General features: G+C 50.8%; 21 protein-coding genes and 1 tRNA gene. 10 read left to right on the forward strand and 12 right to left on the reverse strand.

Annotated elements, in window-relative coordinates; all coding sequences use genetic code 11:
- Positions 1-242: 242 nt before the first annotated feature.
- From F7Q90_RS05190 to fdhE, 3 genes are all read right to left on the reverse strand, one after another.
- Complete coding sequence (locus F7Q90_RS05190) at positions 243-896, reverse strand: MipA/OmpV family protein (protein ID WP_237166091.1); 654 nt, start codon at positions 894-896, stop codon at positions 243-245.
- 482 nt (positions 897-1378) lie between these two features.
- On the reverse strand, positions 1379-1990 hold the full coding sequence (locus F7Q90_RS05195) for a glutathione S-transferase (protein WP_006121390.1): 612 nt from the start codon (positions 1988-1990) through the stop codon (positions 1379-1381).
- Between the two features lie 39 nt (positions 1991-2029).
- The gene (fdhE, locus tag F7Q90_RS05200) at positions 2030-2953 is read right to left on the reverse strand and encodes a formate dehydrogenase accessory protein FdhE (protein WP_006121391.1); all 924 of its coding nucleotides are present in this window, start codon (positions 2951-2953) and stop codon (positions 2030-2032) included.
- Positions 2954-3427: 474 nt separating this feature from the next.
- On the opposite strand from fdhE, the gene fdhD reads away from it, so the two are divergent.
- The 3 genes from fdhD to F7Q90_RS05215 all read left to right on the forward strand — a co-directional run bounded on the left by fdhD (position 3428) and on the right by F7Q90_RS05215 (position 6322).
- Positions 3428-4201: a formate dehydrogenase accessory sulfurtransferase FdhD gene (gene fdhD, locus F7Q90_RS05205; protein WP_394350271.1), complete on the forward strand. Its 774-nt coding sequence runs from the start codon at positions 3428-3430 to the stop codon at positions 4199-4201.
- A 222-nt stretch (positions 4202-4423) separates the two neighbouring features.
- Positions 4424-5041: a superoxide dismutase [Mn] gene (sodA, locus tag F7Q90_RS05210; protein ID WP_006121393.1), complete on the forward strand. Its 618-nt coding sequence runs from the start codon at positions 4424-4426 to the stop codon at positions 5039-5041.
- A 318-nt stretch (positions 5042-5359) separates the two neighbouring features.
- Entirely contained in the window at positions 5360-6322 is a 963-nt protein-coding gene (locus F7Q90_RS05215; RefSeq protein WP_006121394.1) for a VirK/YbjX family protein, read from the forward strand.
- Between the two features lie 9 nt (positions 6323-6331).
- Here the strand turns inward: F7Q90_RS05215 and F7Q90_RS05220 are convergent, their stop codons facing one another.
- The 5 genes from F7Q90_RS05220 to F7Q90_RS05240 form a co-directional block, all read right to left on the reverse strand.
- Entirely contained in the window at positions 6332-6694 is a 363-nt protein-coding gene (locus tag F7Q90_RS05220) for a YibL family ribosome-associated protein (RefSeq protein ID WP_006121395.1), read from the reverse strand.
- 102 nt (positions 6695-6796) lie between these two features.
- Positions 6797-7399 carry an MltR family transcriptional regulator gene (locus F7Q90_RS05225; protein WP_006121396.1) on the reverse strand — a complete coding sequence of 201 codons (603 nt, stop codon included), beginning with the start codon at positions 7397-7399 and terminating at the stop codon, positions 6797-6799.
- Positions 7400-7406: 7 nt separating this feature from the next.
- A complete protein-coding gene (mtlD, locus tag F7Q90_RS05230) occupies positions 7407-8555 on the reverse strand; it encodes a mannitol-1-phosphate 5-dehydrogenase (RefSeq protein WP_006121397.1) in 1149 nt (382 codons plus the stop codon).
- 94 nt (positions 8556-8649) lie between these two features.
- A complete protein-coding gene (locus tag F7Q90_RS05235; RefSeq protein WP_006121398.1) occupies positions 8650-10584 on the reverse strand; it encodes a PTS mannitol transporter subunit IICBA in 1935 nt (644 codons plus the stop codon).
- 437 nt (positions 10585-11021) lie between these two features.
- Complete coding sequence (locus F7Q90_RS05240; RefSeq protein ID WP_006121399.1) at positions 11022-11738, reverse strand: DUF3053 domain-containing protein; 717 nt, start codon at positions 11736-11738, stop codon at positions 11022-11024.
- A gap of 985 nt (positions 11739-12723) precedes the next feature.
- Here F7Q90_RS05240 and F7Q90_RS05245 point away from each other — a divergent pair.
- The gene (locus F7Q90_RS05245) at positions 12724-13017 is read left to right on the forward strand and encodes an HTH-type transcriptional regulator (RefSeq protein ID WP_006121400.1); all 294 of its coding nucleotides are present in this window, start codon (positions 12724-12726) and stop codon (positions 13015-13017) included.
- 101 nt (positions 13018-13118) lie between these two features.
- On the opposite strand, the gene tnaB is transcribed toward F7Q90_RS05245, so the two are convergent.
- The 4 genes from tnaB to F7Q90_RS05270 all read right to left on the reverse strand — a co-directional run bounded on the left by tnaB (position 13119) and on the right by F7Q90_RS05270 (position 17555).
- The gene (gene tnaB, locus F7Q90_RS05250) at positions 13119-14366 is read right to left on the reverse strand and encodes a low affinity tryptophan permease TnaB (protein WP_006121401.1); all 1248 of its coding nucleotides are present in this window, start codon (positions 14364-14366) and stop codon (positions 13119-13121) included.
- Between the two features lie 295 nt (positions 14367-14661).
- The gene (gene tnaA / locus F7Q90_RS05260; protein WP_237166090.1) at positions 14662-16110 is read right to left on the reverse strand and encodes a tryptophanase; all 1449 of its coding nucleotides are present in this window, start codon (positions 16108-16110) and stop codon (positions 14662-14664) included.
- Between the two features lie 408 nt (positions 16111-16518).
- Positions 16519-16596, reverse strand: a complete 78-nt coding sequence (gene tnaC, locus F7Q90_RS27805; RefSeq protein WP_071988795.1) for a tryptophanase leader peptide — start codon at positions 16594-16596, stop codon at positions 16519-16521.
- A 365-nt stretch (positions 16597-16961) separates the two neighbouring features.
- Positions 16962-17555 carry an HD domain-containing protein gene (locus tag F7Q90_RS05270; RefSeq protein ID WP_006121403.1) on the reverse strand — a complete coding sequence of 198 codons (594 nt, stop codon included), beginning with the start codon at positions 17553-17555 and terminating at the stop codon, positions 16962-16964.
- Between the two features lie 62 nt (positions 17556-17617).
- On the opposite strand from F7Q90_RS05270, the gene F7Q90_RS05275 reads away from it, so the two are divergent.
- The 6 genes from F7Q90_RS05275 to dppB all read left to right on the forward strand — a co-directional run bounded on the left by F7Q90_RS05275 (position 17618) and on the right by dppB (position 24487).
- Positions 17618-18082: a MarR family winged helix-turn-helix transcriptional regulator gene (locus F7Q90_RS05275; protein WP_006121404.1), complete on the forward strand. Its 465-nt coding sequence runs from the start codon at positions 17618-17620 to the stop codon at positions 18080-18082.
- A 94-nt stretch (positions 18083-18176) separates the two neighbouring features.
- Positions 18177-18605: an organic hydroperoxide resistance protein gene (locus F7Q90_RS05280; RefSeq protein ID WP_006121405.1), complete on the forward strand. Its 429-nt coding sequence runs from the start codon at positions 18177-18179 to the stop codon at positions 18603-18605.
- Positions 18606-18859: 254 nt separating this feature from the next.
- A complete protein-coding gene (eptB, locus tag F7Q90_RS05285; RefSeq protein ID WP_006121406.1) occupies positions 18860-20551 on the forward strand; it encodes a kdo(2)-lipid A phosphoethanolamine 7''-transferase in 1692 nt (563 codons plus the stop codon).
- A gap of 125 nt (positions 20552-20676) precedes the next feature.
- Positions 20677-20753: transfer RNA gene (locus F7Q90_RS05290), tRNA-Pro, on the forward strand.
- Positions 20754-21651: 898 nt separating this feature from the next.
- Positions 21652-23262 (forward strand): dipeptide ABC transporter periplasmic-binding protein DppA, encoded by a 1611-nt coding sequence (dppA, locus tag F7Q90_RS05295; protein WP_006121407.1) that lies wholly within the window; start codon positions 21652-21654, stop codon positions 23260-23262.
- A 205-nt stretch (positions 23263-23467) separates the two neighbouring features.
- Positions 23468-24487, forward strand: a complete 1020-nt coding sequence (gene dppB / locus F7Q90_RS05300) for a dipeptide ABC transporter permease DppB (protein WP_006121408.1) — start codon at positions 23468-23470, stop codon at positions 24485-24487.
- Positions 24488-24492 lie beyond the last annotated feature (5 nt).

Raw genomic sequence — 24492 nt, forward strand, 5'->3', positions numbered from 1 at the left:
ATGGAGGCGAAGCGCCTCAAGGAGCCATGTCCGGTGTTTCACGCGATAGTGTCCATTAAAAAATGATGGACACTATTTTCCCGGAACCGGAGCCCGCTGCACAGACGGTTTAAATGTGACGCTTACAAAAGAACTGACAACACCTGTGGTTGCGAAGGCATCCTGGCAGCGCAGGGGCTTTTATTAAAGCCGGACGGCAACGAACCCTGTAAATGGACTGCGGCACTGCGCGGCGTGCAGCTTCAGAATGTCCAGGTCACGCCTGAAGACAGCGTCCAGAAATACTGTTGATCCGTCATCGGGCTGTCGCGGAGGGCCCCTGTAAGGAAGGTGACTTTGGGTTGCAGGTAGACATGGAAGGATTTTACAGGGTGCCAGTCAAACGCCACGGCAAGCCATGGCGTTACGCCCTGATGGTTCCAGGTCGGTAAACCACTGCGGGCAGATTCCTCTTCGCTTACCCCGTAGTAATAGCTTGCCTGCTGTTTACTGAGCCAGTCCACACCGGCCTGAGGATAAACGTCCAGTTGCATCAGAGAGACCTGGCCTGCCCAGGCAACCGTACCCAGCCATCCCCGGCTTTCGTTCAGCGTATCGCCAGACAATTCGGTTCGAAACGCACCAAGGGGCGTGATCTTCTGGTAGCTCATGCCTCCCATCATGGTGCTGTGGCGGATGCGTAACTGGCGGAGTGCCGAATCAGAAGTCTGGTCCGGATCAAATTCGTTATCCAGATACCACCAGCGCGCTTTCAGTTGTGTGGTGTCATCTTTGATAAAATAGGCGCCCACTTCTGTGCCATCAATATAGACATGATCATTGTCATAGCCCACATAGGGCAGGCCAGAAAACTGAGTTTTATACGCGCGATAGGGCGTAAAGTTCGCTTTGCGCACCCAGGGTCAGTCCCTCAGCCCAGGCATGCGTAATATTACCGAGCAGGAGGCAACACAATGCCGTTCTGAAGCGTAATGGGATGGTCGTCATTTTGTCCGGTTATCGTCTGGCTGAGGCAGTGATCTGTCAGGCCTCACAGCCCGAAACGGGGCGTGAGCATACATAAAAATTTGTGCCGCCTTTTCATCCTGAGCGCGCGGGTTGTCTCAGAACAGGGCTGCCCGAAAGGTATATCGGACCCGCTGCAGCAATGCAAGAGATGGCTACGCTTATTCTCACGGAGTTCATCCCCTGTTTATACTGGTCACGACGGACAGGTTCAGGCTACTGCGCGAATGTGCCATTCCGTGGTGATGGGTAAGGGGAATAACGGAGACGTCGACAGCCCTTTACGTGGGAAAGCAAGGGTTGCAGACTGAAATGCGCTAAGGAAACAGGCTGTCAGCACCGCTACCGGCATCAGCGCTGACAGCCTCGCCGATCAGGATGCCGGCGGCGTGGTTCGGGCAAAACTTTCCCGTTGAAAGAGTGTTTCGGCCAGCCTGACCAGTGCGGGCCGCTGAACGCACCAGTTAGGGACAACGCGACGGAAATTCAGGTAGCCAATCATGCAGCCTGTGGCAATGTCGGCCAGATTCAGTTCGCCATTATCGATCCACTTTCCTTCACTCACTTCTTTTTCCAGGCTGTCCAGCCCGCGCTGAATCTTGTCGCGATGGCGTAACAGCACTTCTTCTGACTGGGCGTTACCTGACCGCATTTGCTCACGTACGATCACCAGTGCCGCATCGCTGATGCCATCGGCCAGCTTTTCAAGCTGACGAACCTTTAAAGACGCCAGCGGATCAGCGGGCAATAAAGCCGGTGCCTGACCACGCAGTTCGAGGTACTCCGCAATGATGCTGGAATCGAACCAGACCTGCTGATCCTCCGCGACCAGCGCGGGCACTTTCCCCAGCGGGTTATATTGCGGAACATGGCTGTCTTCGCTGTAGGGCGACGCATTAACAAATTCGAACATCATGCCTTTTTCCAGCATGATGACAGAAATCTTGCGGACAAAGGGGCTGGTATAGCTGCCAATCAGTTTCATTGCGTTACTCCCGTTTAGCGAGGTTTCATCAGCAAAAAACTATTCACCGGGAAACATAAAAGGATTCAGGCCACTGCGTACAAAACCTTCCTGCTCCATACGTGCATCCAGCACTAAAGAGGCGAGATCGTCGGCGACCGGTTCAATGGCCGGATTTTTTTCCTGATAAAGCATTTTCATGTAGCTGCCACAGTCGCCGCAGCTTTCTGCTTTGACGGCCGCGTGCTCGCTGTCCAGTGACCAGTAATGCAGATCGCGGTTTGGGTCGCAATGAGAGCAGGTGTTCTGCACGACGTGCCATTCACTTTCGCACAGGTTGCAGTGCAGGTAGCGCGCACTTTCATGCGAACCCATATGTACGATGCTGGCGACCGGCAGGCTGTGACATACCGGGCAGTGCTGGCGTTGTGCGCCCATCTCCGCCTGAGCCGTACCGGGAATCAATGCCGCCATTTGTGCCCAGTAGATCGACAGCGCAGCCCAGATAAAAGGGGCTTTATCACTGCTCACCTGCGCGTACTCACCCGCAAACAGGGCACTGGCCAGCGTTTCCAGCTCGGTCGCTGACGCTTTCTCCAGGTTCTCTAACACCGCCAGCGCCTGACCGCTCATTTCGGGCTTTAGCTCCGCAACTAACGAGTGCAGCAGGCGATGCCAGTGTGGATCGCGCGAAAGAGTATGAATATCCAGCGGCGCTTTATATTCCTGAGCGCTCCTGAGCAGATGTGCGTGAAGGTTCATCTGCAGAGGATGATCGTACAGAACGATTTCCTGCGCCTGGGCGATGACGGCGGCAAAGCGTAAATAGTCACCCAAAGGATTTTTTGCCGCCAGATCACGCAAACGCGCCGCCCGACGGCTGTATAAATTTTTCAGCCGGGGGAAGAGTAACGGCGGGATCATTTCCGCTGGGTTTTTTTCGCTCTTCTCCAACGGGTCTTTCGGGATAATGCGGATGCGCATAAAAGGCATTTTCCTGTTTGTTGGCTGATTACGCTACTCACGACACCAGCAAAAATGAGGTTGTCTGTATCGGCTACGAATAGCCGTTATGGGCCGGATCTTTCGCCATTTTCCCTCGTAAGAGGTTCTCAGCGAGCAAAGCAGGCGGAAAACCGCGTCAGGAAACCGCAGTGCAAAACAGCTCCCAACAGGCTGAGCATAGCAGTCCAGCCCTTTATCTTCAGTATGAAATACATTTTTCGCCGGCGACAACAGGCATAACGCATTGTGAATAACGGCAAATCGGTGGGCCTTTCACGCTTTATGCTGTCTGCCACCCACAGACTTGTTGCAGCACGGCGCAGGGTACAGAATAGAAGCTATTCAGCATGGCGCAACAGGGTTACCTTTACGCCATCCGCAACAGCTCAGGGTCAGAACAACGTGAAGAACAACGAAGTGAAAGAGGAAACCGGTGCGAGTGAGCGAGCAGGCTTGCGTGAAATCCATGTCTGGCAACGTGACGACCTGCACCATGCTCAGGCCGACTGGTTAGCCGAAGAAGTGCCCGTGGCGTTGGTGTATAACGGTATTTCTCACGTTGTGATGATGACAACGCCCAAGGACCTGGAGGCGTTTGCTGTCGGTTTTTCACTCTCAGAAGGCATCATCGATTCTCCGGCCGATATTTTCGGAATGGATGTGGTGACCGGTTGTCACGGCATTGAGGTGCAGATTGAATTATCCAGCCGACTTTTTATGGCGCTGAAAGCCCAACGGCGAGCGCTGGCCGGCCGGACGGGTTGCGGCGTATGTGGCGTGGAGCAACTGGAGCAGATCGGAAAGCCGCTGACGCCGTTGCCGTTTACGCAGACTTTTCCCCTGGCGCAGCTGGACAGCGCGCTGGCGCAGCTCAAGGACGTCCAGCCCGTCGGGCAAAAAACAGGCTGCACGCACGCGGCCGCCTGGATACATCCTGAGGGTGGACTGATTCATGGCTGTGAGGATGTCGGCCGCCATGTGGCACTGGACAAACTGCTGGGCTATCGCAGTCAGGCCGAATGGGGCAATGGTGCCGTACTGGTCTCCAGCCGGGCCAGCTATGAAATGGTGCAGAAATCGGCAATGTGCGGCGTTGAAATTCTGTTTGCCGTGTCTGCCGCAACCCAGTTAGCGGTGGAGGTGGCCGAACGCTGTCATCTTACCCTGGTAGGATTCAGTAAACCGGGCCGTGCCACCATCTATAGTCATCCGCAGCGGCTGAGATAACGTCTGCGTGTTCGGGGCGCTTTGCAGGTAATCCTCTTTACGCACCCAGGCTTTCCGCCACCGAAAAATCTGGCTGCTTTGCATGCTTTTTCAAAACCTTATGTTTAATAGGGCATTGATTACGCTTTTACCGATCATGAATTTAACTATAATGATACGACTGCTTACGCGGCACGTGCCGACATTGTCGTGCTGCTCAAACACTAAATGGAGAGGAAGAACATGAGTTATTCACTGCCATCCCTGCCTTACGCTTACGACGCACTGGAACCGCATTTTGACAAGCAGACGATGGAAATCCATCACACCAAACACCACCAGACTTATGTCAACAACGCCAATGCGGCGCTGGAAGGGACTGAATTTGCCGATCTGCCTGTCGATGAACTGATCACCAAACTGGATCAGCTGCCAGCAGATAAAAAAGGCCCGCTGCGCAATAACGCGGGTGGTCACGCTAACCACAGCCTGTTCTGGAAAGGCCTGAAAACCGGCACCACGCTGCAGGGCGAGCTGAAAGCTGCGATTGAAAAAGATTTCGGCAGCGTAGAAAAATTCCAGGAAGAGTTTGAAAAAGCGGCAGCGACCCGTTTCGGCTCCGGTTGGGCCTGGCTGGTTAAGAAAGGTGACAAACTGGCCGTGGTTTCAACCGCTAACCAGGACAACCCTCTGATGGGCGAAGCGATCGCTGGCGTATCGGGTTACCCTATCATCGGTCTGGATGTGTGGGAACACGCCTACTACCTGAAGTATCAAAACAAACGTCCGGATTACATCAAAGCTTTCTGGAACGTGGTTAACTGGGACGAGGCGGCAGCGCGCTTCGCATCCGCTAAGTAAGCGCTAAGCGCCACAGGTACTTTCAACCGGCAGAATGGCTCTGCCGGTTTTTTTACGCCCGCAGGATGTTCCTTACCCCTGATAATCCTCGTTGACGCAATAGTAACGCTTGCTTAGCGATGCTGCCGCCCCGCATTTTACAATTCTGAAACCGCCGTTCTTACCTGCAACAGCCAGACAGGCTTAGCATTCTAAACAATCATTAAACGAAGCGTGATTTTATCCCGCTAAATTTTTAACAATTTGAGTCATTAACCTGCCGTTGATGCCGGTCGTTTTATCATCAGTGTCACTATCAGACTAATAAGAACGTAGGCTATGTCTATTTATACTACACATGATGTGACGGCGGATTCCTGCGCCGGTTTATTTTTCCAGTTACTTAGCGGAAAGTACGTCCCCAACAAACTCTGGCGTAGCCGTCTTTTCCGGCTTAAATTTGCTTTAAGAACGCTTATTGCGCCTGTTACGACTTTGCGTTATTTACAGCAACTTTCTGCGTTACCAGGAATCACCCAGTTAATGCACGTACAGGGGCTGTTACCTGCAAAACTTCATCGCCCCTATCTGCGTGCGGGGATGAGCGTCGCGCAACGGGCGCAGGCGATTCTTGATCATTATGCGTTGATGGGAAGTCTGGAGAACAGTCAGCTTCGCCAGATTCTGCAAAGCGGAGAGGAGACAGTCCTTGCCAGGTTTGAAGGTAAAAATAATGAAGCGTTCAATATTACTTGTCGCTCCGGATATTTCGATCGTGAAGGGGAAGTCACGGTTGTTTTACGTTATGAAAATGAGGCGCTGGCTTCTCTGTCATTTACCATTATGAATGACGAAAAACAGCGAACTTTGCTGATTGGTGGTTTGCAGGGACCACGTAAACATATCTCAAATGATGTTATTCGTGATGCAACGAAAGCCGCATACGGCTTATTTCCTAAACGCCTGTTAATGGAAGTTGTATTTATTTTGGCTCAGCAATGCGGCGTTAAGAAAATTGCGGCGGTTGGCGACGAAACCCATGTTTTTCGTAGCCTGCGTTATCGTCACAGCAAAGGTGATAAGTTTTTCGCCAGCTACAGTGAATTCTGGCTGACGCTGAATGGTCAGGCCCGCGCTGACGGCATGTTTGCACTGCCGCTGATGTTGCCACGAAAAACGCTTGAGGACATTGCCAGCAAGAAGCGGGCCGAATACCGCCGTCGTTATACGCTGCTGGATACGCTGGCAGAGCAGGTGAATACGGCTACTGGCCAGCATGCGGTGGATCAGGCGGCTGCCTGATCGCACACATCAAAAGGCGCTTTTCGCAAAGCCTGTCATGACCTGCAGGTTCATTTCTCGCCCCAGCGCGGTCATAGGGTGCACGACAACCAGGCCGCGTACACTTTTCTTTAAGGCACCCAGATTGGCCTGTTCTTTTTTGGTAATTTCGCGGCTGAACGGCAATTTCTGCAGCTTTTGCGCTTCCTGGCTCAATTTGGCGTCGCGCTGATTGCGCAGACGTTCAATTTCCGTCACCAGCGTTTCTTTCTCTTTTAAAAGCGCGCCCAGCTTTTCAGCATCACCCGCTTCCAGTAGCTGAGGCTCTTTACGGTTCAGCGCGTCCAGTTGATCGCTGAGGCGTTTAATTTCGTTCTTTTCTTGCTCTTTCATGACAACAACTCGTTGAGGAAAACAGGCTAAGGATACACCAAATTCACGACAGATTCTCGGGAGAAGGGTGAAAGAGGGAGCGGTTCAGGCTCCCCGCAGGATTTAGCTGGATGCCTTCTTAAACGCCTGTTTCAGGCTGATACGGGAAATGAGTTCTGTCAGAGACAGGACCATCGTGGAGCGCACCATTTGCAGGTAGCGTTGCTGCTGCATCGCCTGTAAGGCGGGATCGTCTGCCTGTAAGGTGGGAACCGGCGGCCAGGCTGAGACGCAATGCAATTCACCGAAAGGATCCAGGATTTCATCATCGGTAAAACGATAATCGCCCGCGTCGTGATTCAGCTCTTCGCGCAGGGTCAGCAGCAGCTCACAATCTTCATATTCATGACGACTAATCACCCCAAGGCCATAAATCAGCTTAAGCCTGACCGACAGCTCGCCGAGCGGGCCGTCGCCCAGCAACAGGGGCTCCACGGCGTATTTCACGGCGTAGTCATCTTTACGGAATACTTGTAACACCAGCACATTAACGGCTTCGGCCAGCAGTTCAACTGCGGCGAACAGAAAGCTCCGCACCGATCGCCCCGCGTTCAGACGTTCAAGCACACGATTTTCAAAAGCCTGCTTTTCTTCCATTATGGCCTGCGTCAATGTCGTACTGCTGTCGGAGGCGACGTCATCGCCCCCGATCTGGATTGCTAACATGGCGTTATTATGCCATGGCGTGCCAGGCGCTAACGGCTTCTTTTACAATCTCACTGTCAGCCTCCAGGCCAGATACCTGAGCCAGGGTTGCCTGTGGCCCTTTTTCCGCCAGCAGTGCAGCCAGCTCTTGCGCCTGCGGATCCTGGTCGCTGTGGTAGTGCATGGCGGTCGCAATCCCTTTCACCAAATTGGCATGCGGCAATCCGTATTCCAGTGTGCCCAGCGTTGGTTTAATCAGGCGATCGCCCGCACTTAACTTACGAAGTGGCTGCCGACCCACGCGTTCAACATCATCTTTTAAGTAAGGATTTTCAAAGCGGCCCAGGATTTTCTGGATATAGGCAGCATGTTTATCGGCGTCGAACCCATAACGTTTGATGAGCACCGCGCCACTCTCTTCCATGGCACCCTGAACGACGGCGCGAATACCCTCATCAAGAATGGCATCGCGGATGGTCTGGTGGCCAGCCCGTTGTCCCAGGTAGGCCGTAATCGCGTGGCCGGTGTTGAGTGTAAAAAGCTTACGCTCAACAAAGGCCATCAGGTTGTCAGTCAGTTCCATGCCCGGAATGGTGGGCAGATCGCCCTTAAACTGGGTCTTATCCACAATCCATTCGCTGAAGGTTTCCACGGTGACTTCCAGCGGATCCTCACTGCCGGCTTCAGAAGGCGGTACAATACGATCAACCGCAGAATCGACAAAGCCAACATGCGCCTCAAGCCAGGCGTGATACTGGGACGGTAGTGCCTGGAGCACATGCTGTTTGAGCTGACTGGTACCGCGAACCATATTTTCACAGGCGATAATATTTAGCGGCTGAACATTGCCGTTATCACTGCGTTTGGCCAGACCTTTGGCGACGCTGGTGGCGATGCGTTCCAGGATTTGCGGGCCAACCGCAGTGGTAACGAGATCAACTTCAGCGATCAGAGGGATAATATCGTCGCTGGTACTGTTAACGGCGCTGACGCCTGTAACGATGTCGACGTTGGCCTGTTCACCGACGACATGCACAGGATATTCATGACGTGCATTCAGGGCATCCAGTACCGTCTGATTCACATCTGCGAAAACCAGCTCAATACCTGCGTCTGCCAGCAGTTTACCAATAAAACCGCGACCAATATTACCCGCTCCAAAATGTAACGCTTTCATAATTTTGTCCCATATCAAATGACAACGGGGCGGGCATGTCCGCCCCAACAAAGTGGGACGGGCATAACCGCCCCAGGGAAAATGTCGGACCGAATCAGGCTAACGCTGGCTTGCCTGATAACAGATCCAGCACATCTTGAACGCTGTTGGTATGAGCCAGTTTTTCAATGACCTGCTCATCGTCAAGTGCGTTGGTCAGGCTGGTGATCACCTGAATATGCTCGTTATTGCGGGCGGCGATACCAATGACCAGGCGCGCCACCTCATCTGGTTCATCACCAAACTGCACGCCAGCAGGGTACTGGCAGAAAACCACACCGGTTTTCAGCACCCGGTCTTTAGCCTCAACCGTGCCGTGCGGGACCGCGATCGACTCGCCAAGGTATGTCGGCGTCAGCTTTTCCCGCTCCAGCATCGCATCAACGTACTCGGGCTGAACATAACCCCCTTTCACCAACTGCTCACCCGCAAAGCGGATGGCCTGCTCTTTATTACTGGCATTCAGCCCCAGGAACACGTTGCTCGCCCCCAGTTTAAACAGGTTGGCACTGCCGTCATCATAGCTGTCACCCAATGTTTTCTGTACGACTTCCCGGTTCGCTTCACTCCGGTTTGCCGCCGCCAGGCGCTGGGTCAGCGTGCTGTACAGAGCACTGTCCAGAAAGTTATTCAGTGAAATGTGTTGGGCATGAGGAGCCTGACGAATGGCGCGTTCGGTCAAATCGCGATGCGTAATGACTAAGTCAACATCACCCGGCAGCGCGTTAATGGCGCTGTTGGTTACCGACACATGCGTTAAGCCTGCATCCTGAACTTTCTTACGCAGTACGCCTGCCCCCATAGCGCTTGACCCCATGCCGGCATCACAAGCCACGATGATTTTACGCACATGGTTCAGGTCAACGCTCATCGCATCGCTGGCAACCGCGGCACCTGACACCGCCTGCCCTTTTGACTCGGCTTTCATGTCATGCATGCGCTGCGTAGCCGCTTCGATATCATCGTCTTCTTTCACTTTGCTGGTTTTGAGCAAAATAGCAGAGACCACGAAGGAAACAGCAAAAGCAGCGAAGACGGCGGCAATATTCGCAAAATAAGCGCCTTTTGGCGTCATGGCTAATACTGCCAGAATAGAACCCGGTGAGGCAGGAGAAACCAGGCCGCCATGCAGAACCGTCAGAGTAAACACGCCGGTCATACCGCCGAGGATCACGGCCAGCAGCAGGGGTGGTGCCATCAGGACATAAGGGAAGTAGATTTCGTGAATACCGCCCAGGAAGTGGATGATAGCCGCACCGCCGGCAGACTGCTTCGCACTACCACGACCAAAGAACATATAGGCCATCAGTACGCCCATACCCGGGCCTGGGTTGGCTTCAATCAGGAAGAAGATTGACTTACCGGCTTCGCTTGCCTGTTGAATCCCCAACGGTGAGAAGATGCCGTGGTTAATAGCATTATTAAGAAACAGGATTTTCGCCGGTTCGACAAAGACAGACGTCAATGGCAGCAGGTTATTTTGCACCATCAAATTGACGCCAGCGGACAGAATATGTGACAAACCTTCGACAAGGGGACCAATCGCCAGGAAGGCCAGCAACGCCAACAACATGCCGATGATCCCGGCAGAGAAATTGTTAACCAGCATTTCGAAGCCGCTTTTGATTTTGCCGTCAACCATGCGGTCAAATGACTTAATTGCCCAGCCACCAAGCGGGCCTGCGATCATCGAGCCGAGGAACATCGGCATATCAGCACCGACAATCACGCCCATTGTCGTGATGGCACCCACCACACCGCCGCGATCGCCTCCCACCAGACGCCCACCTGTAAAGCCAATTAGCAATGGCAGCAGGTAAGTGATCATCGGGGCGACAAGTTTCGCCAGTGTTGCGTTTGGAATCCAGCCCGTTGGAATAAACAGCGCGGTGATAATACCCCAGGCGATAAACGCGCCGATGTTAGGCATCACCATATTACTCAAAAAGCGACCAAAGCTTTGAACTTTGACCTTTACTGATGAGGACATAAGCCCACCCCTTGTTGAGACGCGCTGCAACAGGAGCGCGCGTTTGTTTTTGTTTAGCCACTACGGCGATGCGCCGTCAGTATTACTGTATGCAGGCGGACTTTATCACGCGAATATTGGCCTGCGTAGTGGGTGAACCCATGAGTGATGCAGGTCACATTTATGATGGGGTGACAGGGGCGTTTTAAGTGATTTAGATCACAAAGTAAGGGTCATCCAGGAAAGTTTTGACCACTTTCTGACCGTTTCTTTTTACTTTAAGTGATATTGATCACATTTTTATTATGCTGCTTTGTTTATAAAATGTGATTAAAGTCACAACTTAATTTAATAAAAAACGGGCCAGATCACATTTTGATCTGGCCCGTTTTTATGAAGCGCAAGCGCGTGGTGAAGTGATTATGAGATGAAGAGTCGCTAATCTGTCCGTGTGAAATTTATTGTCCCGTGCCCTGAACGGCATTCTTGGCCTGAGTCAGTGCCTGGACATTCGCTGATAAACTGGTCATCAGGCTGTTGTACTGGGTAGCCTGTTCCTGAGTAGGGAACTGGACTCCGCCATTATTAAAACTGACGCGTGTCCCCTGTGCCTGAAGAAATTCACCAGTTTTAACCGCATCCTGACTAAGCGCCTGGAGTTTAGGTAACAATGGGATCAACTGAGCGGCAGGCTGAGTGACGACCTTGTCATAGGCGGTATCGAAAACCTTTTTCAGATCGTCAGACTGTTTCAGACCGGCTTTGCTCTTATCCGCCTGCATTTTGGCGCTTTCGAGTTGTTGGGTGGCGACGGTCAGGGCGCTGGTGGCCTGAGCCAGAGAATCCCGGCGACTCAGGTAGTCCTGCGGCACGCGAATAGCAGAAAGCTCATCCACGACCGGGCGCATGCCCTGATCGACCGTCTTATTCACCTGTTGTGAGAAACCATACAAAATCGCGTAATCCCCAGCAAAGGGACCAAAACTCTGTTTCTGGTTTTCACTCAGACTCGGCAGATGTTCACCGCTACGCATAACGGTATTTTGCATGAAATCGATAAACGCTTTGCGTTGTTCGCCTTCTTTATCACCACACGCGGTGAGTTGCAGAACGATAAGCACGCCAGCCAGCATAATGCCGCTGCGTGCCAGGACGCGGGAAATTCCTGAAGCCATGGGTTCAACTCCTGTCAGTAAAACTGGCTGATGTCCGGGTAAGCAGTGGCCTAAAGAATAGAACAAACGTTAATGGCCACACAATGTGAAAGCGCGCTGTCAGGCCATTATGGGTAAGAAAAAAGAGGTTAAACGTAAAATCAGGGCCTCATCCGTTTACAAAGCCTGTTAAAGAGCAGTGAAAAGGCTTTTTTCCATACCCGATAAGGGGCGGCTCGTGCTGTAAAGGCAGTAAGAATAAACCCTGAGCGGGGCCTGTTCAGACGCCCTTTGTTAAGCCTGCCCGGAACCGCGCTCACTGCCTGAGCATCCCGTACCGGGTGCAGGCTGTATTAACAACTATCTTGTAAATGCCCTCTCATTGTTCAGTTGCCTTAAAGTAGTGCAACCCGTTGCTCTGGCTCGCTATGGGAAGGGCCTGTCCAGATGACAGAGCAGGATTAATCGTACTGGTGATCGCCTGATAACCGTTATGTCTTTGGGCGCTGGCGGCACGACAGCCACGGCATCACCAGTGTGTAGCTTGATAAATTGCTGGTACTGACCGTTTTGTTGTAGAAAATCAAAAGATCTGGCGCATATTTTGCAAATTCTTTTGTTGTAAGCGCGTGCGGGGTTCTGACGATTTATTCACCGAAGAGGGTGAAGAAAAAAAGATCGGAACGCGAAATGGATGCCGTATCAACAAAATCAATTGCATCAAACGGTTAGGGTTTTTAGCCTTTTTTCAGAATTGTAAAGTTAAAAAAAATGTTTAATTTGCACTGCAAATTGTCAGGTCTCTATCCATACTTAGTCTCCCGGCATATGTTGCATTGCGTTGTCATGTTTAAGCAGCGGTGCAGTACAGGCTGTGTCCCATATGATTTTCATCATAAATACAAACTCTTATGGGATGCAGCTTGCTTAGTCCGGTTTCTGAACCTGATTTCAGGTTCGTGTACCTTCTTTCACGTGATTCATAGTGAGTTTTAAGGAGTTCTCTATGGAGTTAAAAGATCCTATGTTTGAATTGCTCAGCAGCCTTGAGCAGATTGTTTTGACACGTGATAACAGCCCTGTTGCGCTGCAAACTCAGCGTCAACCTGCAATGCCAGAGCCGCAACGTCTGCGCGAAATGGCGGGAATGCAGGTCGATGAGTTTGCAAAAATCATGGGTGTTAGCGTTTCTTCGGTTAAAAGTTGGGAAGCACAGCGTACGCGCCCTTCAGCAACGGCACAGAAATTGATGAAATTACTTCACGCCAATCCGTATCTTGGACGTCAGCTGCTTGATTAAGTTTTAAAACCCACCCGTTTACAGGTGAGGCCGGTCACAAGGGTGGCCGGCTGTTTAGCCTCCAGCACACAACGCCATCCGTATTTCCTGCCAGCGTCTTATCAGGCAAGCTTCGGTAACACGTCCAGTACGTTACCTACCCAGCAGACAATCACAACAACACCAAAAATGATGACCATGGCGGGAATGATTCTGCCACCCCACACGGTAAAAATTTGGTCGGGAAAGCGTCTCCGGGACTGCATTGCCAGTAGGGCAGGCACGATGACGGCCCACACCGTTGCGCATAAGCCTGCGCCGCCAATGCCATAGAGAAAGCCATTTGGAAAGATCAGGTACAAAAGGCTGGGGGGAAGAAAGGTGAGCAGCACCGTTTTGCCTCGCCCAACGGCGGTATTTTCTATGTTAAACAAGTCCGCCAGATAATCGAATAACCCCAACGTGACGCCAAAAAAAGAGCTGGCAACGGCAAGATTAGAAAAAACCAGCAGGAAAAAGGCAATAACTCTGTCGGGATGGGTGCCCATAAACGACTTCACCAGGGCGTCAACATTGCCCCCCGACGCAATAATGCCTTTAAAACTTTCGCGCGGGATATTGCCCATAGTGCAATACAACCAGAAAAGATAGACAAACAGCGCCAGTAAGGAGCCCAGAACCAGGCTTTTCACCAGCTTGTCTTTCTGCTTGCCATAACAAATTATCAGGCTGGGAATATTGCCATGAAAACCAAATGAAGCAAGGCAGACAGGGATAGCCATAAAGATACAGGCGAAGTAAGAATGCGTGTCACTGAGGCTGCTGGCATCGCTGAGAATGGCATAGTCAACGTCAAAAAATAATGAACCGAAAACAATGATAAAGGCGAGGATTTTAACGCCGAGAAAGAGGGATGTAATCCGGCTTGTTGCCAGTGAGCTTATCCACAGCACGCCAGCAACACCTGCCGCGGTGCCGATGCCGACGACGCGGGCAGGCAAAGTCAGGCCCGTGTGAGCGGACAGCGTTTCGCTGATAATCGCACCATTGGCTGAGATATAGGCGTACGTCAGAATATACAGCACAAACGCAACGGTAATGCCGCTAACTACATTCCATTTTTGACCCAGCAGATCTTTGGTTAATGTATTAAAGCTTGAGCCTGGTGGGTAATTTAAATTGGCCTCCAGCAATAACAGACCGGAATGCAGCATGGAAAACCAGGCGATCACCAGGATAAAAGTGCCCCAGAAAAACCAGGCGCCGGCCAGATCGACGGGCAGTGCAAACATGCCGCCACCGATGACCGTGCCGGCAATAACCATCACGCCCCAAAAGGCGGAATGTTTTTGATGTGGATGATCGTCCATGGTGTCCTCTCAATACGGTATCTCATGTTTATCATTTTTATTGTTGTGAGGTTAACAGAGCGATGCGGCAGAGCGGCTGTCGCTGACAGCCGCTCACTTTACAGGTATGACAGGGCTTTGTTGAATAAATGGATTTTATGCTGTGGTACTATGAAAACGGTTGTTTCAGATAACATAAAATCAATGCGTTACATGCTTGCGTATGACGGTGTTCTGTCTGGCATCAGCGTTTTCTACCAAAACAGTGCAGACAAAACAGAATGATTACCTATTATTCAACAAAGCCGTATGACAGTTAAATCTCTTTAAGTTTTGCAGTGAAGTGGCGCAATACCTCAGGCTCATAGATGAAGGTTAAGCCTTTTATGTTGGCCGCATTCTCTTTCACATGTCCGAATGCTTCAATGATGAAATCCATGTGCGTTTGCGTGTAGGTGGCCCTGGGAAGGGTCAGACGCAGCAATTCAGCCGGGCAGGGCAACTGTTTACCCGTTTTCGGATCGCGACCTAACAAAAATGATCCAATCTCTACCGCCCGAATGCCTGCCACCTTATACAGCTCACAGGCCAGGGCCTGAGCCGGAAACTGATCGGCGGGAATATGAGGCAATAATTTACCGGCGTCGACAAAAGCAGCGTGCCCTCCAGCCTGCTGACAGGTCACACCTGTGGATTCTAGCCCGTCTACCAGGTACTGAATCTGGCTGATGCGATAGGCCAGCCAGTCCTGACGCATCCCGTCGTAAAGCCCTACTGACAGCCGTTCCATCGCACCGCCTTCTAAGCCGCCATAGGTGGGAAAACCTTCCTGCACGACGCACAGTGTTCGGCAATCTGTATAGACGTCAAAGACGCGGTCGTCCTTGAAGGAGAGCAAGCCGCCCATTGGCACCATGGCATCTTTTTTGGCCGACATCGCCAGCATGTCGGCATATTGATAGCTTTCCCGTGTAATCACGTCGATTGTCCAGCCCTGGTACTCTTTTTCACGTTGCTGGATAAAGTAGGCATTTTCAGCGAAACGGGCTGAATCCATGACCACAGGAATGTCATATTGCTTTGCGATTTGGTACATGGCTTTTAAGTTGGCCAGGGAGACAGGTTGTCCTCCAGCCGAGTTGCAGGTGATCGTCGCCACAAAGTAAGGCACGTGACGGGCACCCACTTCCTTTATACCGTCTTCCAGACGTTGCAGGTCGAAATTGCCTTTAAAATCATGACGTACTGCGGTATCGAAAGCCTCTTTGATATAAACGTTTCGGACAGTGCAGCCGTTAATCTGGCTATGTCCTTGCGTGGTGTCGAAGAAGTAGTTAGAAAAAGCCACCATTTTGGTTCTGTCGAGGCCTTTTTCCTTTTCACGTTTTTTAATTAATACCGGGATATAAATTTGCTCTGCACCACGGCCCTGATGAGTCGGAATGGTATATTCATACCCAAAGATGGCTTTCACGGCATCGGCTAATGCATAGTAACTGCGGCTTCCACTGTATGATTCGTCGCCCCGCATCATGGCTGCCTGCATGTTTTGTGTCACTGCGCCAGTGCCGCTGTCCGTGAGGAGATCAATAAAAACGTCTTCACTGTCCAGTAAAAAGGGATTCATACCCGCTTTTATTATTGCCGCCTCGCGATATTCGCGGGTCGTCCGTTTAACGGGGGCTTTGTTGAATAATAGGTAATCATTCTGTTTTGTCTGCACTGTTTTGGTAGAAAACGCTGATGCCAGACAGAACACCGTCATACGCAAGCATGTAACGCATTGATTTTATGTTATCTGAAACAACCGTTTTCATAGTACCACAGCATAAAATCCATTTATTCAACAAAGCCTTTAACGGGCTCAATAACACGAATGCGAAAAGGTTCCGGTAAATGTTTAAAGTTATTCATTGCTCTTCCTTTTATTCAGACATGCCGGTGCCGTGACTTTTACAAATAAATAAAAATCAGGCGTGACCATTCTTTTAGATTTAAATGTCCATGAATTTCGCTGAGACGGCAGGGTACGTAACCTGTAAAAAGAGCGAGAAAAGCGATGCAACAGGACGACACTATTTATGCAGTCTTAATGAAATCAGGATGCGCATGCGTGCACCCGCGACACCGGAGGTATAAGCCAGCGAGTGCTCAGAACGGTAAAAGGAAAGGATTAAGGGCGATGATTGACGATAATATTGTCAAGGTTAAACCATTTAGATAACAGGGCAGGATTGTTTAAGATAATCATAATGTTTCAACTCTCATTAAACATCATATTACCCTATTCTATTATCTTTATAAGTCCATCGTTTTTGTAGGCTATCGTGATTATTATCACAGTAATAAAAGTGTGCTCGTTAAAGGTAAATTATTACTGATTTAACCTGGATTTGGATCTGTTTCAAAAGCATATTGCTGGCCCTGTCGTCGTTATTATTACACCGTTACGTTTCCACGGCGTCTGCCATCAGGAAAAAACAGCGGCGTACTCGCAGCACAGGGATTCGGACGACAGGCCTGGTGACGCATTTCGGGAACCGGAACAGCCAGCGCTGCGTTCAGATTCGACTATGGCTGGCGTTTACCTGCTGTGAGAAAGATACTCAGTCAGCGTCAACGTAACCCGCCGTAGCGCGCTGCCTGCTTTATAAACCAGTTCTCGGGCACGCTGTACGGTGCCTGACTTAGCTGTGCAATGCCCTTTTCAATATTTGTCGAGGCCTGATGCCAGAGTACTTCGCTGCCTTCTTTGAGCAGGCCAATCTGAATTTTCTTTTCAATCAGGTAAACGCGGGCGAAGTGCGGATCGAAGCGGACGATGGCCCGTGTGTTATCAATAATATCGGCCAGCTTAATAGTTTGCGCTTCAGGACTGGCCTGGGCAGTATGACGGAAATGCGCCATTTTTCTGGCAGCCCGATTTTTTGCCTGCGTGGGGGCGGTATCGGTCAGCATTTCAACCAGTCGGGCCACTTCCGGGCCGAAATGATTTTCAATATCGTTGAGTGTCGTCGCCGTATCTTCTACAGTATCGTGCAGCCATGCAGCGGCCAGCATAACCGGGTCATCGGTTACGCTTCTGACCAACTCCACCACGGCTGTCGGATGAACAATATAGGGCTCATCCGTATATTTACGCCGCTGTCCTGATTCAGCATGGACCTGTGTGGCATAGCGTCGTGCCTGTTCTTCCAAAGAATCCTGCATGCACTACCCCCGGCTGTTATAAATTGCTTGCAATTAACTAGTGTGCTATCTATATTACTTCCATGAACAGTTATCAAGATGACAAAAAAGTGAAAGCAGCGCCACTGTTGCTCGATCAGCAACTTTGTTTCGCACTTTATTCCGCCAATCTGGCGATGCATAAAGTCTATCGCAAGTTACTTAGCCAGATGGATATTACCTATCCGCAATATCTGGTCATGCTGGTGCTGTGGCAACAGGATTCACTCACGGTGTCAGAAATATGCGAACGGCTTTTTCTGGATTCAGCGACGCTGACGCCGCTGTTGAAACGTCTGGAAAATGCGGGCTTAATCAACCGTCAGCGTTCCCGTCAGGATGAACGTCAGGTGGTGGTCAGCTTAACGGATTCCGGGTGGGCTTTACGTCAGCAGGCTGAAAGTATTCCTGATGACATTCAGTGTGCGTCAGATTGTAGCGAGGACGAGATGTATGCGCTTAAGCTACAGCTCAACCAGTTACGTGACAAACTGATGGCTCCGCGCTAAATTTTCTAATGAGTACAGGCAGTAAATTAACCTTCACTGTTCGACTACGTTTTGATGAGTAGCGAGCGATTAAATAGTGCAATGGAGAAAAGCGATGTCTTTAGAACAAGTGGTTTACCGTGCAAAAGCTAAAGCTACCGGTGGTCGTGATGGCCGCGCAACGTCTTCTGACGGCGTGCTGGATGTCAAACTGGGTGTGCCAAAAGAGATGGGCGGCGCAGGTGGCGAAGTCACTAACCCAGAGCAGCTTTTTGCAGCGGGATACTCAGCTTGCTTCCTGGGTGCGATGAAATTTGTTGCTGGCCGCGACAAGATTGCGATGCCAAAAGATGCATGGATTGAAGGTGAAGTCGGAATTGGTCCAATCCCAAATGGTTTTGGTATCGAAGCGACGCTGAATATCCACTTGCCTGACATGGATGAAGCAGAAGCACAGAAGCTGGTTGACGCCGCGCACATCGTGTGTCCTTACTCAAATGCCACACGTAACAATATTGACGTAACACTGAACATTATTCGCTAAGCGATCAAGGGCCTGGTTCCGGGCCCTTCCTTACTTTCTCTTCTGGCCCACTTCCCGGATCGTGCTGAACAGGATTATTTTCTGGTTTATAGCGTGGCCGCGTGCTTAACTGTGCCGCTTTATATCAGGGCATGTCAAAACGCTCAGAATTCTCTTCTTATTTAACCGGCTTGCTTAATTCGCGAACTCTGCAGAAATATGGCAGTCAGATTAACGTTTGGTTAAGCGCTTAGTCCGGGGAAACTCCATTTTTCATGAATTATATAAAATCATTAACACAGCAAAAGCTGTCGCTCTTGCTGGCTTTGTATCTCGGTATCCTGCTGAATTTGCCGATTTTTTATCGCCGCTTTGCGGGACTGTTGACAACCTCAACCGTGACAGCCTGGCTCACCGCGCTTACAGAGGTTGTGGCTATCGTACTGTTAACGTTTTTCCTGATGCGGCTGTTATCGCTGGGTGGAAGAGTGTTTTACCGTATTCTGGCCACGTTGATCGTGCTGATTTCTGTCGCCGCCGCCTATTACATGGCCTTTTTTAATGTGGTTATCGGCTATGGCATTGTTGCATCCGTGATGACAACCGATACCGATCTGTCTAAAGAGGTCGTGGGCTATCACTTCATTTTGTGGATGGTCCTGGCCAGTGCGCTGCCGTTGTTCTTCATCTGGCGTAACAGTCTTAGCATGACGCTCAATGAGCAACTGCGCACACCAGGACAGCGTCTTAAGCCGACGCTTATCCTGCTGGCTTGCGTCGCCCTCGTCTGGCTGCCCATCCGCTACCTTGATAAGTTGCAAAAAAACAATGAGGAAGTGACCAATATCGATCTGCCCAGTTATGGCGGCGTAGTTGCGCACTCCTATTTACCCTCTAACTGGCTGGCCGCGCTGGGCCTGTTTACCTGGACGAAAGTCGACGAAACGCTGGAAAACCATGAACTGCTGGATCCTGCCCAAAAGTTTACCTATGTTGCGCCGCCGGGCTTAGATGATACTTACGTTGTATTTGTTATCGGCGAAACCACGCGCTGGGACCATATGGGATTGCTGGGCTACGAGCGTAATACCACGCCGAAGCTTTCTCAGGAGAAAAATCTGGTCGCATTCCGCGGTGAATCCTGTGATACCGCGACCAAGCTGTCTTTACGTTGTATGTTTGTACGTGAAGGCGGCACCATGGATAATCCTGGCCGGACGTTAAAAGAGCAAAATGTTTTCGCGGTAATGAAAGAGCTAGGCTTCACCTCAGAGCTGTTTGCGATGCAGAGTGAAGTCTGGTTCTACGATAACATCAACGCTAATAACTTCTCTTTCCGTGAGCAGATCGGTTCAGAACCACGCAATCAGGGCAAGTCAGTGGATGATATGCTGCTTGTACCTGAGCTGCAGGCATCATTGCAGCGTTATCCAAAAGGTAAGCATCTGGTTGTGTTGCATACCAAAGGTTCCCATTACCTCTATTCGCAACGGTATCCGCGCAGTTTTGCGCGTTACCAGCCTGAATGCATGGGCGTGGATGAAACCTGTAGCAAAGCGCAGTTGATTAATGCCTATGATAATTCGGTACTCTACGTCGACAGCATGCTGGACAGCGTATTGGATCAGCTGCGTGATAAGAAAGCGATTGTTTTCTATGCCTCTGATCATGGTGAATCGATTAGCGACAATATGCATTTGCACGGCACGCCGCGTGAGATGGCACCACCAGAGCAGTTCCGCGTGCCGATGATGGTCTGGGCATCGGACAAATACCTGGCGGACTCTACGAATCGCGAAAACTTTGAACGACTGCAGGCGCAACAGCGTACGGGCAAAACCCATCGTCATGTTGAGCTGTTTGATACGATTCTGGGCTGCCTGGGTTATACCTCGCCCGATGGTGGAATTAAGCAGGCGAACAACTGGTGTCAGGCGCCAGCCAGAACGGCGACTAAAGCGCTGTAATCACACAGGGATTTTGGATTGATAACGCCGAGAAGCCGCTGACCGCCTGCTTTCCAGGCGATTGGCCTTAAAAGCGCAAAAAGCGGTTGACGCTTATCAGGGGGAGCAGTAACATGCGCCCCCATCGGCGAGTAGCGCAGCTTGGTAGCGCAACTGGTTTGGGACCAGTGGGTCGGAGGTTCGAATCCTCTCTCGCCGACCATATTTAAGAAACCTGTCTGTAAAGACAGGTTTTTTTTCGCCTGAATAAAAGCGGGTGAGAACTGCCGAAGGCAGCTTGCGCCGTGCATGCGCAGGGTTTCGTTAATAAAGGGGCCGTCTTTACTCTTTCTGTTTAGTTTTTAACCCAATGATAAAACAGCTTTTTTGCTGCGGCCTGACATAGTCATCGTCACCTGTGTTTATGACGGGGCTTATGACGTGTTGTGAAAATTACGTCATCACAGCAAGCCTTTATGGGTTTGTTATTAGAAAATCTCATGTCAGTAATTTTGTGAAAAACCAATAACACATCCTTGCAGCGCAATTTCATGACAGACCGCTATTTTGCCATCTCAAGGCGATGCAGGCCTTGTTGCCTGAGGGATGCTGGCAGGCGAAATATAAGTTTTGGTTATGCTGTAAAAAAGCAAAATGTTAAATTTTTGCGAGAAAATATCAGCATTTTCCGCTGTATGAACGTCATAACGCACAGGAAATCGTTCAGATATCCAACATTTGGCGCTAAATGATGTACGATTTTATTTAGTGGTAATGACTGCTTAACGATGACTGTCGTAGCAGAATACGCGGAAATAAAGCCACGCCACTGTGCAATATAGGGCGTTAGCGCGCGCAGGGTTTTTTTTATCGTTGCTTGCTATTCCTCACACTCTGTGTAAATAACTAACCGTTGTATTGACGTTCTTTGCAACTGTTGACAAATTGATGCGTCAATAACGGTGCAGATACAGATTTTTCTGATGGGTACTTATCAATCAGCATTATCAAAACAAAAATATCTCACTCTTATCACCCGCTCAGGGTGGACCGCCTGAACCGCATAAAAAAACCAGAGGTCGGGCAATGCACACAACAACACATCACAATGGAGCAAAAGCATGATCAACTCCCTGGCCAAATCCAGGATGCTGAAGGTCGGTCTGAGCCTCGTCGCCATGACCGTAGCCGCAGGTGTTCAGGCGAAAACCCTGGTTTATTGTTCTGAAGGTTCTCCGGAAGGGTTTAACCCGCAACTCTTTACGTCGGGTACGACGTACGATGCCAGCTCTGTTCCAATCTATAACCGTCTGGTTGAATTCAAAACGGGTACGACCGAACTGGTACCTGGACTGGCTGAAAAGTGGGACGTCAGTGCTGACGGTAAAACCTATACCTTCCATTTACGCAACGGCGTGAAATGGCAAACGACTAAAGATTTCAAACCTACGCGTGAATTTAACGCGGATGACGTCGTGTTTTCTTTTGAGCGTCAGTTAGACAAAAACAACAAATACCACAACGTCTCTGGCGGCAGCTACGAGTACTTTGAAGGTATGGATATGCCAAAGCTGATCAGCAAAATCGAAAAAGTAGACGATCATACCGTTCGCTTTGTGCTGACACGTCCTGAAGCGCCTTTCCTGGCTGATCTGGGCATGGATTTCGCCTCCATCATGTCCAAAGAATACGCTGACAACATGCTGAAAGCCGGCACGCCTGAAAAAATTGACCTGAATCCAGTGGGCACCGGGCCGTTTGTGCTTCAGCAGTACCAGAAAGACTCACGTATCCTGTACAAAGCCAACCCGGATTACTGGGGAACCAAGCCAAAAATCGATCGTTTGGTTTTCTCGATTACCCCCGATGCGTCAGTACGTTACGCCAAGCTGCAGAAAGGCGAATGTCAGATCATGCCGTATCCGAATCCGGCTGATATCGCCAGCATGAAGAAAGACAGCAAAATTAACCTGATGGAGCAGCCAGGTCTGAACGTCGGTTACCTGTCATTCAACACCGAGAAAAAACCGCTGGATAACGTGAAAGTGCGTCAGGCACTGACCATGGCGGTAAACAAGAAAGCCATCATTGATGCGGTTTATCAGGGCGCCGGCCAGCCAGCGAAAAACCTGATTCCACCGACAATGTGGAGCTATAACAACGATGTTAAAGACTATGCCTACGATCCAGAGAAAGCCAAAGCGTTGCTGAAAGAAGCCGGTATGCCGGATGGTTTCTCTATCGATCTGTGGGCAATGCCGGTTCAGCGTCCTTATAACCCGAACGCGCGCCGTATGGCAGAGATGATTCAGGCTGACTGGGCGAAAATTGGCGTGAAAGCCAAGATTGTCACCTATGAATGGGGCGAGTACCTGAAACGTGCCAAAGCGGGTGAGCACCAGACGGTCATGATGGGCTGGACTGGCGATAATGGGGATCCCGATAACTTCTTCGCAACGCTGTTCAGCTGTGCGGCGGCGAAAGACGGCTCTAACTATTCGCGCTGGTGCTACAAGCCGTTTGAAGATTTGATTCAGCCAGCACGTGCGGAATCCGATCACAACAAACGTATTGAGTACTACAAGCAGGCTCAGGTTGTAATGCATGACCAGGCGCCTGCGCTGATCATCGCTCACTCAACCGTTTATGAGCCTGTAAGCAAGAAAGTTACTGGTTATGTCGTTGATCCATTAGGTAAACATCACTTCGATACCGTCGATATTCAGGAATAACCTTTCGGATTACTGCAGTCAGGGCCGGTTTTACCGGCCCTCAGGCGACCGTGTCAGGTCGCCTGTTATCTGCTCTTTTTTTTCCGGCTAATTACTTTTACAAAAAGAAGCGCTTCCTGCGTCGCGTTCTGCTGTCGCGGGATGCGGTTAATGAGCAATGTTATCTCTGGCCAGGGCCAGAGGAAAACGACTGAGAATTACGCCTATGCTGCAGTTCATACTCCGGCGTCTGGGGCTTGTCATCCCAACGTTCATCGGTATTACATTATTGACCTTCGCGTTTGTGCATATGATCCCGGGCGATCCGGTGCTGATCATGGCAGGTGAACGCGGTATCTCCCCCGAGCGCCATGCTGAGTTAATGGCGATGATGGGGCTCGATCAGCCGCTGTGGAAACAGTATCTGCACTATATCAACGGTGTGCTGCACGGTGATTTAGGTATTTCACTGAAGAGCCGCATTCCTGTATGGACTGAATTCGTCCCGCGCTTTAAAGCCACCCTGGAACTGGGGATCTGCGCCATGATGTTTGCCGTCGCCGTGGGGATTCCGGTTGGCGTTCTGGCCGCAGTAAAACGTGGTTCTGTATTCGATCACACCGCGGTCGAGATTTCCCTGACCGGCTACTCGATGCCGATTTTCTGGTGGGGCATCATGTTGATTATGCTGGTGTCGGTCCAGCTCAATCTCACACCGGTTTCAGGTCGCGTGGCAGATACGGTGTTTCTGGACGACAGCCATCCGTTGACCGGTTTTATGCTGATTGACACGTTCATCTGGGGAGAGCCTGGCGACTTCAAAGATGCCGTCATGCATATGATTCTGCCCGCGATTGTGCTGGGCACCATTCCGCTGGCCGTCATCGTGCGCATGACGCGCTCCTCTATGCTGGAAGTGCTGGGTGAAGACTATATCCGCACCGCCCGGGCGAAAGGCCTGACGCGTATGCGCGTTATCGTCGTTCACGCTCTGCGTAATGCGATGTTGCCGGTTGTGACGGTCATCGGTTTGCAGGTGGGCACCTTGCTGGCAGGGGCCATCCTGACCGAAACCATCTTCTCCTGGCCGGGTTTGGGGCGCTGGCTGATCGAAGCGCTGCAACGCCGTGATTATCCGGTCGTGCAGGGCGGTGTGCTGCTGACGGCCATCCTGATTATCCTGGTCAACCTGTTGGTTGATCTGCTGTATGGCGTGGTGAACCCGCGCATACGTCATAAGAAATAAGGGGG

This window comes from Pantoea stewartii subsp. stewartii (assembly GCF_008801695.1).
GTDB classification, from domain to species: Bacteria; Pseudomonadota; Gammaproteobacteria; order Enterobacterales; family Enterobacteriaceae; genus Pantoea; species Pantoea stewartii.

Bases quoted from the DNA above. Each gene is read 5' to 3' on its own strand.
- fdhE (WP_006121391.1), bottom strand. From the start codon at position 2,953: ATGCGCATCCGCATTATCCCGAAAGACCCGTTGGAGAAGAGCGAAAAA.
- mtlD (WP_006121397.1), bottom strand. From the start codon at position 8,555: ATGAAAGCGTTACATTTTGGAGCGGGTAATATTGGTCGCGGTTTTATT.
- F7Q90_RS05220 (WP_006121395.1), bottom strand. From the start codon at position 6,694: ATGAAAGAGCAAGAAAAGAACGAAATTAAACGCCTCAGCGATCAACTG.
- F7Q90_RS05275 (WP_006121404.1), top strand. From the start codon at position 17,618: ATGAACAGTTATCAAGATGACAAAAAAGTGAAAGCAGCGCCACTGTTG.
- F7Q90_RS05215 (WP_006121394.1), top strand. From the start codon at position 5,360: ATGTCTATTTATACTACACATGATGTGACGGCGGATTCCTGCGCCGGT.
- F7Q90_RS05195 (WP_006121390.1), bottom strand. From the start codon at position 1,990: ATGAAACTGATTGGCAGCTATACCAGCCCCTTTGTCCGCAAGATTTCT.
- dppA (WP_006121407.1), top strand. From the start codon at position 21,652: ATGATCAACTCCCTGGCCAAATCCAGGATGCTGAAGGTCGGTCTGAGC.
- eptB (WP_006121406.1), top strand. From the start codon at position 18,860: ATGAATTATATAAAATCATTAACACAGCAAAAGCTGTCGCTCTTGCTG.
- F7Q90_RS05245 (WP_006121400.1), top strand. From the start codon at position 12,724: ATGGAGTTAAAAGATCCTATGTTTGAATTGCTCAGCAGCCTTGAGCAG.
- F7Q90_RS05280 (WP_006121405.1), top strand. From the start codon at position 18,177: ATGTCTTTAGAACAAGTGGTTTACCGTGCAAAAGCTAAAGCTACCGGT.
- tnaA (WP_237166090.1), bottom strand. From the start codon at position 16,110: ATGACGGTGTTCTGTCTGGCATCAGCGTTTTCTACCAAAACAGTGCAG.
- F7Q90_RS05225 (WP_006121396.1), bottom strand. From the start codon at position 7,399: ATGTTAGCAATCCAGATCGGGGGCGATGACGTCGCCTCCGACAGCAGT.
- F7Q90_RS05235 (WP_006121398.1), bottom strand. From the start codon at position 10,584: ATGTCCTCATCAGTAAAGGTCAAAGTTCAAAGCTTTGGTCGCTTTTTG.
- dppB (WP_006121408.1), top strand. From the start codon at position 23,468: ATGCTGCAGTTCATACTCCGGCGTCTGGGGCTTGTCATCCCAACGTTC.
- tnaC (WP_071988795.1), bottom strand. From the start codon at position 16,596: ATGATTATCTTAAACAATCCTGCCCTGTTATCTAAATGGTTTAACCTT.
- F7Q90_RS05240 (WP_006121399.1), bottom strand. From the start codon at position 11,738: ATGGCTTCAGGAATTTCCCGCGTCCTGGCACGCAGCGGCATTATGCTG.
- tnaB (WP_006121401.1), bottom strand. From the start codon at position 14,366: ATGGACGATCATCCACATCAAAAACATTCCGCCTTTTGGGGCGTGATG.
- F7Q90_RS05270 (WP_006121403.1), bottom strand. From the start codon at position 17,555: ATGCAGGATTCTTTGGAAGAACAGGCACGACGCTATGCCACACAGGTC.
- sodA (WP_006121393.1), top strand. From the start codon at position 4,424: ATGAGTTATTCACTGCCATCCCTGCCTTACGCTTACGACGCACTGGAA.